Genomic DNA, 17,681 nt, shown 5'->3' on the forward strand with positions numbered 1-17,681 from the left:
AAATTATTTTAAAACTAATTGTGTTTTTTCTTTTTCAAAATAGGGTAGGTAGTGTGCTAATCGCTCTTTTATCATATTGGTAACCCCATCTCCGGTAATGGTAGCTCCGGAAATAGCATCTACTTCATGATCTTCCTTATTTTGTGGATCGTCATTTCCTTTTAGCACAGTAATTCCTTGCAGGTTTCCATTTTCATCAAAGATCTTTTCATCAACAAAACGTTTTTCAAACCAATCTTGTGTTATTTCTGCACCTAGGCCTGGAGTTTCTCCTTTATGGTCAAAAACCGCCCCTTTAACGGTGTTTAAGTCTTCCCGTAAAGAGATATATCCCCATATAGCATCCCATAAGCCTGCACCTCTAAGTGGTACAATATAAAAACGGGTACCTTCTACATAAGCAATATATAAGGGGAAGCGTTGTCCATCGGGGGCTTTTTTTAGTTCTTTTTTTAAATCGATGTCAAAAGCATTTACAGCTTCATCAATATTTCCATCAGCCGTCAATGAAAGTTCTTGTTTTACATATTCCTTATACATTGCTTCGGCGCCTTCTCTGTCAACATCTACACCGATAGTGCTCAATATATTTTGCATTTTTTCTTTTCGCACATTATCATCTTGTCTTGATTTTAGTGAAGTGGCAGCAATAGCTAAAGTAGCACCTACTACCACAACCATTATGATAGCGAATATAAACGTATATGCGTTACTGTCCCTGTTCATAGTTAAGCAGTTTTAATTTTTGCAGACAATCTCTTTTTTCTTCTTTTAACACTAGCTTCAATAACGTAATGGTCAATAGTAGGCGCAAATACGTTCATTAATAATATAGCCAGCATAACACCTTCAGGATATGCAGGGTTTAAAATCCTGATAAGGATACATAATATACCTACTAATATTCCATAAATCCATTTTCCTTTGGTGGTTTGTGCTGCAGAGACCGGATCGGTCGCCATAAAGACAATACCGAATGCAAATCCACCCACAATCAAGTGTTGAAACCATGGAAAATTGGTCAGTGCATTCCCTGAATGAATTCCTAAATCTGGCAATGAGTTTAAAAAGAAAGCCATGGCAGCAGCTCCTATAACCCCTCCTAGCATAATGCGCCAGCTACCTACACCAGTAAAAATGAGGATAGCAGCTCCTGCAAGTATCCATAAAGTAGAAGTCTCTCCTATAGATCCGGGGATAGCTCCACTAAACATATCCATAGCTGCATATGTTACTTCATTTCCAGCGGCTAATTTCCCTAAAATAGTTTCGCCCGAAATAGCATCTACATTGGTAGCTTCAGAAACCCAGACTTTATTTCCTGACATATAGGTTGGATATGCAAAGAATGCAAAAGCCCTAGCAGTAAGTGCAGGGTTTAATATATTCATTCCGGTGCCTCCAAACGCTTCTTTTCCGATGATAACTGCAAATGCTGTAGATACAGCCACCATCCAAAGGGGAATATCTACAGGCATAATCATAGGAATCAACATTCCGGTTACCAAATACCCTTCATTAACTTCATGCCCTCTGTATATGGCAAATGCAAATTCAATAGCAAGACCTACTCCATAAGAAACAGCTATCATAGGCAAAACTTTCCACGTACCATGTATAATAGCATCCATAGTAGTGAATTCGCCTCCTAATTGGTATAAATGTTGATATCCCGTATTATATATGCCATAGATAAGTGCTGGGATTAAAGCAATGATCACTGTGATCATAGTCCGCTTTAAATCAACAGCATCACGGATATGAGCACCTTTTTTAGTAGTATGATTGGGAACAAACAAGAAAGTGTCTAACGCATTAAATGCCGGAGCAAACTTTTCCCATTTACTTCCTTTATTAAAAGGCTTTTTTAGTTGATCTATTTTTTTTCTTAAAAAACTCATAGTTCTATATTTTTAACCAACCTCTTTAATCATTATATCTAATGCTTCCCTGACGATTTCCTGTGCCTCAATTTTCGAGGTACAAGCATAATCTATCAAAGCAAAGTCTTCGGGAGCAACTTCATAAATACCTAGGTTCTCCATTTTTTCAATATTTCCGGCCATGCACTCTTTTAGCAATTGCATGGGAAAAATATCCATAGGCAATACTTTCTCCATTTCTCCGGTGACTACCAAGGCACGTTCTTCCCCATTTAAATTGGTATTTGCTTGATAGCGTTTATTTGGGAATAACCATGAAAAAGATGTCTTGGACATACTGTGAATATAGTTGTCTTTAAACGGAAGCCATCCGAACAAACGATATTGATTTCCTTCAGGAAGGATAGAAAAAGTGTTATTGTAATAACTCAAATAACCGTCTGGAGCTGTTCTTGTTCCTGTAAGGACGTCACCATTAATCATTCGGATTGGAGTAGTGTTTTCAACTCCTGCGTCTTTCACAAAGGTGCTTACTTCTGACCCTATAATAGTTTTGTAATATCTTGGTTTTTCAACCGGGGAGCCAACTACTGCAATGATACGGGTAGCATCAAACTTTCCTGTACGGAACAGTTTTCCTATTATGGCAACATCTTCAGGATTGATTACCCAAATACGTTCTCCTGCATTGATAGGGTCAATATGATGAATTTGAACACCTACATTTCCTGCCGGGTGTGGGCCTCCTACTTTATGGACTTCAACACCTTTAATCTCTGAGAGAAATGAAGTGGAATCACGATCTATGGAGAGGTGTGTTTTTCCCTCGGTTAATTTTGAGATTGCATCAATCCCTGCTTGAAAATCATCTTTACGATCTTTTAGGATAAACTCAATATCAGCACTTAATGGAGCGGTATTAAGTCCTGATATAAAAATAGCTTTTGGACAATCATCAGGATTTGCTATAACATCATAGGGACGTTGTTTAATAAAAGGCCAGCAACCACTTTCTAAAAGGTGTATTTTAACTTCCTCTAAAGAAAGCTTATTAACATCTTTAATGGCCCCAAAATCTTTGTAGTTATCTTTATTATCTGCTTCAATAACTACTTCTAAAATACGTCTCTTGGCACCTCTTTTTATTTCTTTGAGTGTTCCGCTTACAGGGGAAACAAACTTTACTTTATCACTGTATTTCGAGAAGAAAATAACATCCCCTGCCTTGAGGGGAGCCCCTTCTTTAACCACCATTTTTGGGGTGATATTATGAAAATCAGTGGGTTTGATTGCAAAATTTTTGGATTTTGGTGCTTCAAAAACAAGTTTTTCTGCTTCACCTTTCAGCTTAATATTTAAGCCCCTTTTAATACGAATGTCGTTGGACATGTTTATGTAATCTTTAATAGAAATTGTGCTGATTCAAAAATCGGTGCAAATTTATGAATTAAATAGGTTGTATGCCTAATATTTACATAAATTTATTTGATATGAAATGTTAAACCTTTTAGGCATGTATTTTGCTTATATTTACGAGCAATATCACAAAAATAAAGCATGAAAAAAGGTATTATTCTTTTTCTTTTATTCTTTTCAACAATTCTTCATGCACAGAAAGAAGAGGAAATAACCCCACCGGATTATATAAAATCCATCGTTTTTAAAGGTGACCGGGAGGGCGATCAGTTTCCGGTTGTGCGGATTGGCGAAACTTTTACACTTTCTTTTGATGATATAACAGCAAGTGAGGCAGATTACTATTATAAGATAGTGCATTGCAATTATGATTGGACACCCTCCAACCTTTCTAAACAGCAGTATTTGAATGGGTTGGACAACCAACGTATTGTCAATTATCAAAACTCGTATAATACGCTACAGCCTTATTCTAATTACCAACTTACCTTTCCTAATAACCTGACCCGTATAAAACTATCTGGTAATTATATCTTGAAAATATACAATGCCAATGATGCATTGATGTTCTCCAGAAGGTTTGTGGTATATAAGGACCTTGTTTCTGTTGAGGTTATTTTGAAAAGGTCCCGGAATTTGAGTGTTATCAATGAGAAGCAGGTAGTTCAATTTGTTATTGATAGCCGGGGCAAACCACTGGTAAACCCACAACAACAAGTAAAAGTGGCCATTCTTCAAAACAGCTATTGGCCCGGAGCTATTACAGATATAAAACCACAGTTTTATTCAGGTAATCAGTTGGTGTATAGGTATGATAAAGAGACTGCTTTTGATGGGGGAAATGAATTTTTGTTTTTTGACAATAAAGAAATCCGTACTGCAGGGAATGGAATTCTTAAGGTGTCTTTAGAGGATATATATAACCACTACTTATATGTGGACAGGAACAGAAACAGAAATACATTACCCTACGCATATAACCCTGATCTGAATGGCGATTTTCTGATCCGTACCCTTGAAGGAACTGATAGCCATATTGAATCAGATTATGCACGAGTACATTTTGCTTTGGAATATGATAATTTCATAGGACTAGACAATGTATATGTATATGGAAAGTTTAATAATTATGTGCTTACAAGCGAGAATAAATTGAAATTCAATGAACAAGAAAAGCTACTGGAAACATCCATCATATTGAAACAGGGGTTTTACAATTATAAGTATGTTACGGTAGATGATAAAGGAAGTATAAATCACGTTAAAATATCCGGAAATCATTTTGCAACAGAAAACAATTACCTTGTGATTGTTTACTATCGGAATTTTGGAGAAATGTATGATAGTATTATAGGCATTGGTAGTGCAAGTTCTGTAAACATTTCAAATTAAAGAATTTCCTTATTGTATGATAATAAAGGATTTAACGTAAGCCAAAATGTAAAAAAATATATAAAACCAATATGTTGGCGATATAAAATTTGTATTTTTGAAAAAGCGTAAGTTATAGGATATTCTATGATCACACAAGTAACTAAAGGGATTAAAATCTCTGTGGAAACTAGTTTTGAAGGTACATTCTACAAAAACTATAGGATGCATTTTGCCTTTGGTTACCGTATCACTATTGAAAACCAAAGTAAGGACTCTGTGCAATTAACAGCGCGTCATTGGAAAATTTTTGATTCTTTGAATGAAGTTGAAATTGTAGATGGAGAAGGGGTTATCGGTAAAAAACCGGTATTAAAACCCGGACAGTCCCATAGCTACAGTTCAGGGTGTTTGCTTACTTCTCCTATTGGAGCCATGCGGGGGCATTACAATATGGTGAACTTTACATCTACCAGAAAATTCCGTGTCATTATTCCTGTCTTTAAACTTTGTGCCCCTTTTGCACTTAATTAATTGACCATTTTATTTTCTAAGCAAACGGCATTTAGTACCTTTGAAAACATTTTAAAATCATAAATAAATTAGTATGGGAAAAGGTTTTTTTCATGTTCCTGTGGCCGTTAACGAACCTGTAAAATCGTATGCGCCCGGAACCCCCGAAAGAGAAGCTGTTTTAAAGCAATATAAAACATATTACAATGCCAAAATAGATGTGCCCATGTATATTGGCGGCGAGGAAGTACGGACTGGTAATACAAATACCATGTCGCCCCCACATGACCATCAACATATTGTAGGGCAATACCATTTAGCAGAAAAACAACATGTGGAAAAAGCAATTGCCACTGCTTTAGAAGCCCGAAAAAAATGGGCGGCTGTATCATGGGAGCAACGTGCTTCCATTTTCATGAAAGCTGCTGAACTGATTGCAGGCCCCTACCGCGCGAAAATTAATGCAGCTACCATGCTTGCCCAGTCAAAAACGATACACCAGGCAGAAATTGATGCTGCTTGTGAATTGATTGATTTCCTTCGTTTCAATGTAGAATACATGTCGCAGATTTATGGAGAGCAGCCCGAGTCGAGTGAAGGGATATGGAACCGTGTGGAATACCGTCCATTAGAAGGTTTTGTATACGCCATTACCCCTTTCAACTTCACAGCGATTTCAGGGAACCTTCCGGCAAGTGCTGCCATGATGGGGAACGTTGTTGTTTGGAAACCAAGCGATAGCCAGATATTCTCAGCCAAAGTCGTAGTAGATATTTTCAAAGAAGCCGGCGTACCTGATGGGGTTATCAATGTAGTATATGGCGACCCTGTAATGATTACAGATACAGTACTGGCAAGTCCCGATTTTTCTGGTCTCCATTTCACAGGTTCTACATTTGTATTCAAAGAATTATGGAAAAAAATAGGTGCCAATATTCATACCTATAAGACCTATCCGAAAATTGTTGGAGAAACAGGAGGGAAAGATTTTATCATTGCACACCCTTCCTCCAACCCAAAACAAGTTGCAACTGCCATTGTCAGAGGGGCTTTTGAATTTCAAGGACAAAAATGTAGTGCGGCATCACGGGTTTATTTACCTAAATCACTTGCTGATGAAGTATTGGGGCATGTAAAAGAAGATATAGCTTCCTTTAATAAGCCGGGCTCACCGGAGGACATGAGCAATTTTGTCACTGCGGTAATCCACGAAGGGGCTTTTGATAAGTTAGCCAGTTATATCGATCAAGCAAAAGCAGATAAAGAAGCAGAAATTATTGCCGGTGGCAGCTATGACAAATCCAAAGGATACTTTATAGAACCTACGGTTATTTTGACAACAGATTCGCAATATAAAACCATGACGACCGAATTGTTTGGTCCGGTAGTAACGGTTTATGTTTATGAAGATGCTGATTGGCAAAAAACGTTGGAATTGGTTGATACTACCTCGGAATATGCACTTACCGGTGCAGTGTTTTCACAAGACCGCTATGCATTGGAAGAAGCAACAAGAGCTTTGGAAAATTGTGCCGGAAACTTCTACTTAAATGACAAACCAACAGGAGCTGTAGTAGGCCAACAACCTTTCGGTGGTGCCAGAGCCTCAGGAACGAATGACAAAGCAGGTTCTATGCAAAATTTATTGCGCTGGGTATCCCCGCGGCTCATTAAGGAAACATTTGTGCCATCAACGGATTACCGTTATCCGTTTATGGGAGAATAGCAACTATATGTTGATTGTGTTAACAAAAACCCTCACAGGTTTTAAAACCTGTGAGGGTTGTTTATATATAGTCATAGTTTATATTAATGTAGAAGAAGTTTTGGTTAATGGTTTTTTTATGTGATTTTCTACATCGAGTTCTATCCAAAAATCACTATAAAAGTTTTTTGAATTCATAAGCTGTTCGTGAGTTCCAAAATCAGATGTTTGCCTTTCTTCTATAACATATATTCTGTCTGCTATTTTTTTCAATGAATGTAACCTGTGGGAAATGAAAATAATAGCCATGTCAGATTTTAGTCTGTTCAATAAACTTAGAACGAATTTTTCTGTTTTCCGGTCCATTGCTGAGGTAAACTCATCTAATAATAACAATTTAGGTTTTTTATAAAGTGCCCGCATTAAAGCAATAATTTGTTTTTGACCACCTGATAAATTGATGCCTTCTTCCCCTAAAACGGTAGCATATCCTTGAGGGAGTTTTTTTATAAATTCTTCAAAGCCATAGTTTTGGATAAATTTTGTGATATTTTCAGGGGTATCTTCTTTGCCTAAAAGGATATTGTTGATGATATTTCCATTGAAAATGGTAATTTCCTGGGGTACAACACCTAATATAGTACGCCATTCTTCCATGTCAATATCTTTTAGCGCGTGTTGTTTGTTTATAGTAATGGAACCACTTTCATAAGGATAGAATTTCTGGAGTATTTGTCCTAAAGTACTTTTCCCGCTGCCACTTTCGCCCACAATTGCAATACATTCGTTTTTAGAAATGGAAAAATTTATATTTTTTAACAGTTGGCTCCTTCCTGCAAAACGGAACGAGAGTTTTTCCATGTTTAAGGACTCAAAGGCAGCTATTTTGGCATTTCCCGGTAATTCTTTTTCCATTGCTGCAAATTCATACATTCGGTTAAATGCCACTTTGGCTTCGTTGATAGGTATTGTAATAAGTGCTAAATTGGCTACTGAAGGCAACAAAGAGCCGGCAATGCCCAATATGGCCATTAATTCTCCCAACAACATGGTTTCATTATATACCCTTATAGCAGTATAGGTTAAGATACCTATCAAAAATAGGACGCTAAAGATCCCTGAAAATAAGGAAAGGCGCACATTAATTTTCCCAAGGCCAAACATTTTATTTTGGTAATTTCCGTACACCAGTTGATTTATTTTTTGAAAAACAGTTTGTCGGTTATGGTTTTTTATGGTGGCAATGCCCTGCATGGAGGTAATATAGTTGCTTTCGCTATGTGCATAGCTTTGCATTACTTCCTTTTGTGCATATATAATTCGTTTGTTAAAACTATAGATCAAAAAGAAATAGAGTGGCAGGCTTATAAATGCAATGAGCCCTGTTTGCCATGAATAATAAAACAAGAATCCTAAAGAGACTATCGTGACCAATACATCAATAACCACATTGCCAATGACAGTTCTTATGACCCTTTGTACACGTTGTGTGTCATTCAGCCGGGCTACCAATTCTCCTATTTTACGGGTATCAAAGAAGGATTTAGGCAAATGCAATAAAGCGGTATAGAAACTATCGATAATCCGGTTGTTAAAATCTTTGGTTTGTCGGATTAAAAAATATTCCCGTAGGGCTGTGAAAGCAAACCTGACCATAAGTAAAAAACCGACCAAAAAGATTCCTGTTATCAATTTGTTGAAATCTTTTGAAGGTAATATATCGTCAATGAGCTTTTGTGAAAATATCGCCATTGCCATTCCTAGAATGGCAATTCCGGAACCTAATAAGATACTAAAACCAATAAGCCGGTAATCTTCTTTTAAGAGGCTGGCAAACCATTGTTTTTTATTCTGGTTTTCAGCTTGTTCCTTTATAAAATCCTTATTAGGTATAAGGGTCAAACATGTTTGTGATTTCCATATCTGTTGTAATTTTTCTTTGGTATAGGTAACCACACCCTTAGCAGGGTCGCCAACAATAAATAAACCGTCTTTATAACCGTAACATACTATATAATGCTGCAAACGTTCATCTATAACAACATGGAGGATAACGGGTTGCTTGTGGTCTATCAAAGCTTGTATATCGGCTTCGTTCCCGGCTGCGTCAAACCCTAGTTGGCTGGCGGCTTGATACAAGCCTAAAAGGGTTGTCCCTTGTCTGGTAGTGCCACTTAGTTCCCTTAATTTTTCCAGAGAACCGTTACCACCATAATATTGTATTAATGATAGCAGACATGCTACTCCACAGTCGCTTTGACCGTGTTGTAAAATAAAGGTTTGTTTTATGTGTTTTTCAGTCAATTGTGCTTCCTTTTTTATCAATTATACTGTTTAAGGTTTTTATGATCCCTTTGGCGTTTAATTGCCCTTTATGCATTTTTATAAGGTTTTGGTCGACATCGTACATCAATGTAAAAGGAGTTGATGTAACGTTAAATTGATAAGAAAAATGATGAGTGCTATCATGTAAAAAAGTGATGTTTTTTTCGTTATTGAGGGAGTATGTCTCTGAAAAAGCCCTGATTTTTTCTATAGGCTCTGTTGATACAAAAATTAACTGTATGTTTTTAAGTTCATTTTTATTATCGCTAATGTCTTGTGCTTCATACTGGCAAAAATGGCATTCACTATTAAAGTATATAAATACCGTTGGTAAATGAGGTGCTAAGTTGTTTTTTGAGAACACGGTGTTATCCATAGTTTGGTAGCTAAACTCAGGCATGTCCCGGATACGTTCTTTAAAAGCATTTTGTTCTTTGGTTATAGAAGCTACATTATATCCCAAAAAAGAAATTAGTAGGAAAACAATACCAAATATGCCAAACTTTAAAGCTCTTTTTCTCACGGGCTAGCTCATATTTAAAGTGAAAAACATTACGCTTATGACCCATATAAATAACCCTATGCCATAACTGCTAGCCACAATAGAAAACCCTTTTTCTGTTTTAATTTTAAGTGTTTTGCCCAAGAGGTAAGCTAAAATTACCCAATAGGCCAGTTCAAATAGGTTGACTAGTTGAAAAGGATAAACCCACCAAACATCCAACCCTTTATACCCTATAATGCCCAATACTGAAAACGGGTAGAAATATTGCAGGTCTTCCAAGGTATAGTTTGGTTGGAAGATATAAAACCAAAGTGTTTTACATACAATGACCAATAGAAAAACAAACTCTGCCTTTACCACAATGTTAAAAAGCTTCTTGTATTTAATTTCTTTATCAAAAAAGAAACACCCAACGTCTATAATAGCAGCGATAATTGCTATTTTTAATAATAGCAGTATAGGAAGAAAGACATAGCCTATCCATTCCCATTTTTGTTGAAAATTTAAAATATTTTCTACTTGTTCTCTCGTAAAGCGGTCAGATAAAGATTCGACCAATAAAGTATCTACGTTTAATAAATACTTTGATAATAAACCTAAAAAAATGATAGAAATTAACAAGAGTAAAAAAATATACAAACCTTTCATTCTTTTATATCAAGAGCTTATAATTCATTTAGATATCTTAGTTAGCCTTAAGTAATTGTTTCTTCCAAAAATTTGCCAACCCACAATAAGCAACATCGGTAAGAATGATATCAGATACCAATAAGGGCCAATTAGCTTTAGAATCCAAAGTATGCCTCCTATAAATAGCGAGGAAAAAATTAAAATGAAAAGTCCATTTTGTATTTGGCTAGTCACTCTTACTTTATTACATTGTGGTGGTTCACTTTTAGATTTATTTAAGTGTAGTTTGTTCGAATAACACCAATCAACTTTTAGTCTAACTTCTTTATCATCGTCTGCTATCTCAATTACTTTACTTTTATCATTTGGTTCAATGTGGTCCACAAATACACCATCAACATAAACTTTCAGAGCACGAAATCGTATCATAAAGTTGTTTTCTCTTTCGATTATCAATTTTGCCATTTTATTACATTTTAAATTAATAAGGAGGGCTTTTATGATTTTTCACAAAAACCCTTTAATTAAATATTTAACAGCCTGCGGCATAAGCTACAAGTGACGCTACTCCAAGGACAACAGAAATACCGGCACCAACTCCTGACCACCAAGAAGCTGCTCCAAAAATGGTTGCGGCACCACCTAGCGCAGCTGACATTCCATCACATTCTACATCTCCCCCTTGTAAATTTTCCATTCGATTTAAATCTAATGTTTTCATAATAAAATAAGTTTAAGTTATACCATTCTCTATTCAGTAAGTATAAAAACTGTGAATGGCGTTAGCAGCTTCTATACTATATTAAATTAATTGTAATTTTTAATTTGTAGGTGGTGGAGGGCAATATTATGTAATATAGACCACAAATGTTATGTAGCCTTATATTTCTTTTTATAAACGTAAAAACAAATTTTAAATAATCAAAATTTTTTAAATAAAAAATGAAAAATATTTCAAAAATAATTATTTTCTTTTATGCCGCTACTTTATAAGAACGCTAGGGATCGATAAGTGGCAGAGGTTATAAATAGGCATTTTAACAATTGATTATCAATACTATAAAGGTTTAAGTATTGTTTGTTTGGGAAAAACCATTTAACTGAATAGTGAAAAACAAACCTTCACAGGTTTTAAAACCTGTGAAGGTTCTGCTAAAAATTTAACTCTGAGTAATTCAATTATTCAGAATTCTTTTTCTGATCTCTAATAGTGACAATCATCGCTAAAATGAGAAATATATTAGATGATATCTGCATCCAAAACCTTAAGTCCATTTCTTCTGAAGTGAATAAAACATTTAGAATGTTAAAGGTTATCAGTAGTAAACTTGCAGCAATTAATAGTAATGGAAGGTTCTTTTTATTCATTTGAGTTTTTTAAGGGGTAATTATTTATTCAGAAGATTAGTAATCTTTGGCGTGAAGTTTGAAAATCTCCCTTTATCTGATATGACAAAAGTAAGATTACATTGTTTTTTTAATTCCAAAAGCTTTTTATATATCAAATTGAGGCCTTTAAAAACCTTTTCTCTAATTAGATTACCCTTTTTAGTCATCTTAGATTTTATCCTTTATAGCTTTAAAAGTACAAATATTTTTATATCGACTTCATTATCAGCATATCCTTCAGTTATCAACTCAAAATGTAATTTTGAGTTGTCGAAGAACGTCCAATAATTGCAAATAGGAATATATAATTTGAATAGGTTTTGTAATCTAACAGAACACCTGCGGATAATCACCAATTTTGGAATGTCGTGGCCGTCTTTCTATGGCATAAAGATAATTTATTTAATGAAATGTGATTTAGCGTGTAATTGTATTATTCAATTGTAAAGGAGGCGAACTTTTATTCACATTCTTCCTTTATAATTGGATACATATCCAATGCTTGTTCGTTCACATAACGATGATCCTTGCTTGTACCATTACCAAACTGAATTACATCACCATATAAATTATGCATTATTATGGAACCTATATCTTCATTGTGAATGGATTGATATTTAATGGTTATCCGATTGAAAAGTTTACTCATAGAGACAATCCGGTAAGGATCACTCCCACTCCAAAAATCAATTGAATTAGCGTCAATAGTAATGCCAATAGGAGCTTCCATACATGGTTCGTAAATAGCTTCTTTTCCATCTAGCTCACTTATTTGATACCAAGTGGTGGGTATCCGTTTCATTATTTCTTCAGCATCTGTACAGGGTTTCATTTCAAAGTTTTCTACATCTTCTATTTTTACAATAGGAGTAGTTTCTTTTGAACCCATCATAGCAAAATCCCAAAGAAGGTCATTTGTGTTTTTAGAAAAAATAAAAGTATTTTCTATGTCTTCTTTCGAGGTGATATAAATGTCGCCATCTTTTTCCTTTACAGCATGAATGGAAAAAGACTCGTCCAACCAATAAATATCCCAATACCCTGACTCCTCTGCAACTTCTGTAATCTTAACATCATATGGATTGTAGCTGCAAGATTCTTCATAAAAGAGATTAGTGCCGTCTTTTCGTAGTGTGTAATATATTCCCTCCAGTTTCTTTACCAGTTCTATGGCTTCTGTTGTAAGGGCGTTATCTAAGTTACTTTCTACTTCAATAGGGTTAGAAACTTCTTTTCCACCCTTGTTGGTGTTAGTATTTGAGTTACGGCAACCAATAAATATTAACAGTATGGTAAATACTAATAGAGTTCTCATATCAAAAACAGATTAAGTATAATAATACAAAAAGCACCTTTTGGTGCTTTTTGTATTAAATAGAAAGAAATTAATCTTTTTTATCTTCTGGACGTGGTTTACGTTCCTGACGTGGAGGTCTTGGTAATAAAGCCTTTCGCGAAACTTTTTGCTTCTTGGTCCTAGGATCAAGCCCAATATATTTCACCTCAATTTCATCACCTACATTTACCACATCAGTCACATTGTTGGTACGTTCCCATGCCAGTTCAGAGATATGCAATAAAGACTCTTTTCCGGGCATAAATTCAATTACGGCACCAAAATCAAGTACTTTAATTACTTTTACTTTATAGGTTTCGCCTTCTACCGGTTCAAAAGTAGCTGCTTTAATACCCTTAATGGCTTTTTCAATACCTTCAGGGTTTACACCTAATATTTCTACAATCCCCAGATCACCTTCTTCTTCAATGACAATGGTGGTTTCTGTTCCTTCCTGTAATGCCTGGATATTTTTCCCTCCAGGCCCGATCACGGCACCAATATAATCTTTTGGAATTTCCATTTTGATAATTTTAGGAGCGTGGTCTTTAACTGTTCCTCTGGCTGTTGGAATGGCCTCTGTCAATTTATCAAGGATATGTAGGCGTCCATCTTTTGCTTGTTCCAAGGCCTTTTCAAGGATCTCGTATGACAAGCCTTTTATTTTAATATCCATTTGGCAGGCAGTAATCCCATTAACAGTTCCGGTTACTTTAAAGTCCATATCGCCTAAGTGGTCTTCATCGCCCAGAATATCAGAAAGCACGGCGTATTTTTCACCATCGGTAATCAACCCCATGGCAATCCCCGATACTGGTTTTTTGAGTTGTACACCAGCGTCCATCAATGCCATAGTCCCAGAACAAACTGTTGCCATTGAGGAGGACCCGTTAGATTCTAATACTTCGGAAACTACACGTACAGTATATGGGCAATCATTTGGGATCATTCCCTTTAAGGCGCGTTGTGCAAGGTTTCCATGACCGATTTCCCTTCTGGAAGTACCACGGATGGGGCGTGCCTCTCCGGTAGAAAAAGGTGGGAAGTTGTAGTGCAAATAAAATTTTTCCTCTCCTTGGTCGGTTGGTAAATCAATAACATTGGCTTCCCGGGAAGTTCCAAGGGTAACCGTAGCTAATGCCTGTGTTTCCCCACGGGTAAAGATAGAAGAGCCATGTGTGGACGGCAAGTAATCTACTTCACACCATATCGGGCGGATATCAGTTGTTTTACGACCATCCAAACGAATGTTCTCATCAAGAATCAAGTTTCTGACAGCCTCTTTTTGTGCTTTTCCAAAATACTTTCCGATAAGGTCGCCGTTTTCTTCAAGTTCTTCTTCAGTAAAGAGGGTTTCGCAAGCCTCTTTTACTTCGGAAAACTTCTCGCCACGTTCTTGTTTTGAGGTGTCTTCTTTAGCAATGGAATAACATTTTTCGTAGGCGAAATCATAAATCTTTTTCGCCATGGCCTCATTTTCTTTTTCAGTATCGTATTCACGAATTTCTTTTTTGCCTACTTTTTCTACCAATCGAGCCTGTGCTTCACACTGTACTTTAATGGCTTCATGTGCAAATTTGATAGCATCTGCCATTTCTTTTTCCGAGACTTCTTTCATTTCACCCTCTACCATCGCCACAGAATCCATAGAAGCTCCCACCATGATGTCCATATCGGCCTCTGCCAATTGTGCTTTGCTTGGATTGACAATGAATTCACCATTGATCCTTGCCACCCGAACTTCAGAGATCGGATACTCAAACGGGATATCAGATAAGGCAATACATGCCGAAGCTGCAAGCCCTGCCAAAGCGTCGGGCATTACATCGTCATCATGTGACATTAATTGGATCATCACTTGGGTTTCCGCATGATAATCTTTTGGGAACAGTGGACGGAGTACACGATCTACCAAGCGCATGGTAAGTATTTCTGAGTCACTAGGTCGGGCTTCTCGTTTAAAGAAACCTCCGGGGAAACGTCCGGCAGCGGCAAATTTTTCACGATAATCTACCGTTAAAGGTAGAAAGTCAATGTCAGGGTTAGAAGTTCTTGCAGATACAATCGTTGCCAACAACATGGCATCACCCATACGCACCACCACAGATCCATCGGCTTGCTTGGCCAATTTTCCTGTTTCTATGGAAATGGTCCTTCCATCTCCTAAATCAATAATTTCTTTTTTTACTTCAGGAATCATAAAATATATAGTTAATTAAACAATGGGTGTTGTGTTGTTGTAGTTGTTGTGACCCAATGAAAAACTAATAGTTTCAGCTTTTTATAAAACAGTGCCATTCTAACTGTCAGGGGGCATTAGAAATGACTTATATAAGCAAAAAGAGGCACGAGGCCTCCCTTTTATTACTTTCTTAATCCGAGTTCTTTTACAATGAAACGGTACCGTTCAATATCTTTCTTTTTCAAATAATCCAACAGACTCCTTCTTTTACCCACCAGTTTAACGAGCGATCGTTCGGTATTAAAATCTTTTCGGTTTTTCTTTAAGTGCCCTGTGAGGTGGTTAATGCGATGTGTGAACAACGCGATTTGCCCCTCTGCAGAACCGGTATCTTTCTCAGACTTACCGTGCTTTTTAAAAATGTCTTCTTTAACTTCTTTTGTTAGATACATGCCAATATTGTTTAAATGATTTTTATGTATTACGGATAGGTTTTCTATCAGCTCGCAAAGATAGGAATATTTTTATTATGTAAATAGTTTCTGTTTTTTCTTTTTCAATTTAAACCTTTTATCATTTATGTGGTCTTATCTTCAGATTAACCATAAAAAATATGTATTATGAAAAACAATCTCAAAAAGCTAGGTTTATTAACGATTGCAACTTTTGGTTTATTGGCAAGCTGTGATTCTAACACCGACGACGATGTTCTTTCTCCTCCGGAAGAAACTATTGTGGCACAAGAAGTCAGGTTGGCTGATGAAACTGACTTGATTTCGGAAGAAGTGACGAATGTTGTAGAGGATGTTTTTGCTGCAGATGAGCTTTCATCGAGCGGTAGAGGCCCTTTTATGTCTGATTTCTTACCTGATTGCGTTACTATTACAAAAGTTGTGACTAACAATATGGTTGAAAAGACCATTGAGTTTGAAGGCGATTGCGAATTGCCCAATGGAAATGTTTTCAGTGGAACGATTCACATGAGTTATGAAAATAATCCGGAGTTACAGACAAGGATAATTACCTATTCATTGGAGGATTTTGTGTTCAATGGAATTGCTGTAGAAGGATCAGCCACCATTAGAAGAACACGTTCTAATGAAAATGGAGTGCCGCAATCGGTTGTAGAAAGAAGTTTTGAAGCTACGTGGCCTGATGGTTCTTCGGCAAGCTTTTCAGGAACAAGAACACGTGAGTGGATAGCAGGATATGGTTCCGGGGTATGGGCTGATAATGTCTTTTTAATTATCGGGAACGGAACATTTGTAAGCAGAGAGGGCATTACTTATACGAAAGAAATCACGACGCCGTTACGAAGAGAGCTGTCATGTCGTTTTATTGTAAGCGGTGTGTTGGAGATGACACGCAATAATCTTACAGCAAGTATTGATTTTGGAGATGGCACATGTGACGATGTCGCCATATTGACAAAACCAAATGGGGAAACAGAAGAAATTAACCTAAGCCGTTTTAGGTAAGTAGAAAGATAAGTTGATATAAAAAACCTCATAGGTTTTAAAACCTATGAGGTTTTTTATATGCTCTTCTTAATTATTCTATTCTCTAATAGGTTGGTTTTGCACCAAGTCAAGGTAAAGGTTGATGTTATTTTTAAGGTCTCTCCTGTGGGATATAAAATCCAAAAACCCATGTTCTAAGACAAACTCAGCAGTTTGGAACCCTTCTGGTAGTTCCTTTCCGGTAGCTTCTTTTACTACACGTGGGCCTGCAAAACCAATTAAAGCACCAGGTTCTGCAATGTTTATATCGCCCAGCATGGCGTAGGAAGCTGTGGTGCCTCCAGTTGTGGGATCGGTACAAAGTGAGATATACGGAATCTTCGCTTCGTCCAATTGTGCCAGTTTGGCCGAAGTTTTTGCCAATTGCATAAGAGAAAGGGCTGCTTCCATCATACGGGCACCCCCTGATTTAGAAATCATCAAAAAAGGGATCTTTTTCTGTAATGAGTGATCGATGGCACGTGCAATTTTTTCACCTACGACGCTTCCCATGGAACCACCTATAAAGCTAAAATCCATACAGGCAACTACAAGGTCTTTCCCTTTTGATTTTCCAACGGCAGTGCGTACGGCATCTTTTAGCCCTGTTTTTTCTTGTGCAGCTTTCAAGCGATCTATATACTTTTTAGTATCTGTAAATTTTAAAGGGTCTTTAGAAATAAGATTTGGATTGAGTTCTTTGAATTTATTACCGTCAAACAATATTTCAAAATATTCTTTACTGCCAATGCGCACATGGTAATCATCTTCAGGGCTTACATAGAAATTTTTTGCAAGTTCTTCTGATTCAACAATTTTTCCTGTTGGTGATTTGTACCAAAGCCCTTTCGGGGTGTCTTTTTTTTCCTCGGTAGCAGTTTGAATACCTTTTTCTGTTCTTTTAAACCAAGCCATTATTGTCGTGTT

General features: G+C 36.5%; 16 protein-coding genes. 4 read left to right on the forward strand and 12 right to left on the reverse strand.

Annotated features, from left to right (window positions below):
- Window positions 1–3: 3 nt before the first annotated feature.
- The 3 genes from WBG21_RS05315 to WBG21_RS05325 are packed head-to-tail and all read right to left on the reverse strand — an operon-like array spanning window position 4 to window position 3,272.
- Window positions 4–726 (reverse strand): Na(+)-translocating NADH-quinone reductase subunit C, encoded by a 723-nt coding sequence (locus WBG21_RS05315; protein ID WP_340075559.1) that lies wholly within the window; start codon window positions 724–726, stop codon window positions 4–6.
- Between the two features lie 2 nt (window positions 727–728).
- Window positions 729–1,901: an NADH:ubiquinone reductase (Na(+)-transporting) subunit B gene (locus WBG21_RS05320; RefSeq protein WP_340075561.1), complete on the reverse strand. Its 1,173-nt coding sequence runs from the start codon at window positions 1,899–1,901 to the stop codon at window positions 729–731.
- A 12-nt stretch (window positions 1,902–1,913) separates the two neighbouring features.
- Window positions 1,914–3,272 carry a Na(+)-translocating NADH-quinone reductase subunit A gene (locus WBG21_RS05325; protein ID WP_340075563.1) on the reverse strand — a complete coding sequence of 453 codons (1,359 nt, stop codon included), beginning with the start codon at window positions 3,270–3,272 and terminating at the stop codon, window positions 1,914–1,916.
- A 168-nt stretch (window positions 3,273–3,440) separates the two neighbouring features.
- Here WBG21_RS05325 and WBG21_RS05330 point away from each other — a divergent pair, with 168 nt between their 5' ends.
- The 3 genes from WBG21_RS05330 (at window position 3,441) to pruA (ending at window position 6,909) form a co-directional block, all read left to right on the forward strand.
- Window positions 3,441–4,691, forward strand: a complete 1,251-nt coding sequence (locus tag WBG21_RS05330) for a type IX secretion system plug protein (protein ID WP_340075565.1) — start codon at window positions 3,441–3,443, stop codon at window positions 4,689–4,691.
- Window positions 4,692–4,817: 126 nt separating this feature from the next.
- Entirely contained in the window at window positions 4,818–5,204 is a 387-nt protein-coding gene (gene apaG, locus WBG21_RS05335; protein ID WP_340075567.1) for a Co2+/Mg2+ efflux protein ApaG, read from the forward strand.
- Window positions 5,205–5,277: 73 nt separating this feature from the next.
- On the forward strand, window positions 5,278–6,909 hold the full coding sequence (gene pruA, locus WBG21_RS05340) for an L-glutamate gamma-semialdehyde dehydrogenase (RefSeq protein ID WP_340075569.1): 1,632 nt from the start codon (window positions 5,278–5,280) through the stop codon (window positions 6,907–6,909).
- 78 nt (window positions 6,910–6,987) lie between these two features.
- On the opposite strand, the gene WBG21_RS05345 is transcribed toward pruA, so the two are convergent.
- The 8 genes from WBG21_RS05345 to rpsO all read right to left on the reverse strand — a co-directional run bounded on the left by WBG21_RS05345 (window position 6,988) and on the right by rpsO (window position 15,707).
- Entirely contained in the window at window positions 6,988–9,213 is a 2,226-nt protein-coding gene (locus WBG21_RS05345) for a peptidase domain-containing ABC transporter (RefSeq protein ID WP_340075571.1), read from the reverse strand.
- Window positions 9,185–9,736, reverse strand: coding sequence for a peroxiredoxin family protein (locus WBG21_RS05350; protein WP_340075573.1), 552 nt, complete (start codon window positions 9,734–9,736; stop codon window positions 9,185–9,187). The genes WBG21_RS05345 and WBG21_RS05350 overlap by 29 nt, the downstream gene beginning before the upstream one ends.
- A gap of 3 nt (window positions 9,737–9,739) precedes the next feature.
- Complete coding sequence (locus WBG21_RS05355; protein WP_340075575.1) at window positions 9,740–10,276, reverse strand: hypothetical protein; 537 nt, start codon at window positions 10,274–10,276, stop codon at window positions 9,740–9,742.
- A 114-nt stretch (window positions 10,277–10,390) separates the two neighbouring features.
- The gene (locus WBG21_RS05360) at window positions 10,391–10,813 is read right to left on the reverse strand and encodes a hypothetical protein (RefSeq protein WP_340075577.1); all 423 of its coding nucleotides are present in this window, start codon (window positions 10,811–10,813) and stop codon (window positions 10,391–10,393) included.
- Window positions 10,814–10,880: 67 nt separating this feature from the next.
- On the reverse strand, window positions 10,881–11,069 hold the full coding sequence (locus tag WBG21_RS05365) for a hypothetical protein (protein ID WP_340075579.1): 189 nt from the start codon (window positions 11,067–11,069) through the stop codon (window positions 10,881–10,883).
- A 1,128-nt stretch (window positions 11,070–12,197) separates the two neighbouring features.
- Window positions 12,198–13,052, reverse strand: coding sequence for a hypothetical protein (locus WBG21_RS05370; RefSeq protein ID WP_340075581.1), 855 nt, complete (start codon window positions 13,050–13,052; stop codon window positions 12,198–12,200).
- Between the two features lie 70 nt (window positions 13,053–13,122).
- Entirely contained in the window at window positions 13,123–15,273 is a 2,151-nt protein-coding gene (locus tag WBG21_RS05375) for a polyribonucleotide nucleotidyltransferase (protein WP_340075583.1), read from the reverse strand.
- Window positions 15,274–15,437: 164 nt separating this feature from the next.
- Window positions 15,438–15,707 carry a 30S ribosomal protein S15 gene (gene rpsO, locus WBG21_RS05380; RefSeq protein WP_340075585.1) on the reverse strand — a complete coding sequence of 90 codons (270 nt, stop codon included), beginning with the start codon at window positions 15,705–15,707 and terminating at the stop codon, window positions 15,438–15,440.
- Window positions 15,708–15,875: 168 nt separating this feature from the next.
- On the opposite strand from rpsO, the gene WBG21_RS05385 reads away from it, so the two are divergent.
- A complete protein-coding gene (locus WBG21_RS05385; RefSeq protein ID WP_340075586.1) occupies window positions 15,876–16,733 on the forward strand; it encodes a hypothetical protein in 858 nt (285 codons plus the stop codon).
- Window positions 16,734–16,811: 78 nt separating this feature from the next.
- Here WBG21_RS05385 and accD read toward each other — a convergent pair whose 3' ends face one another.
- Complete coding sequence (accD, locus tag WBG21_RS05390; protein ID WP_340075588.1) at window positions 16,812–17,669, reverse strand: acetyl-CoA carboxylase, carboxyltransferase subunit beta; 858 nt, start codon at window positions 17,667–17,669, stop codon at window positions 16,812–16,814.
- Window positions 17,670–17,681: the final 12 nt, after the last annotated feature.

The organism is Leptobacterium meishanense (assembly GCF_037645805.1).
Classification (GTDB): domain Bacteria; phylum Bacteroidota; class Bacteroidia; order Flavobacteriales; family Flavobacteriaceae; genus Leptobacterium_A; species Leptobacterium_A meishanense.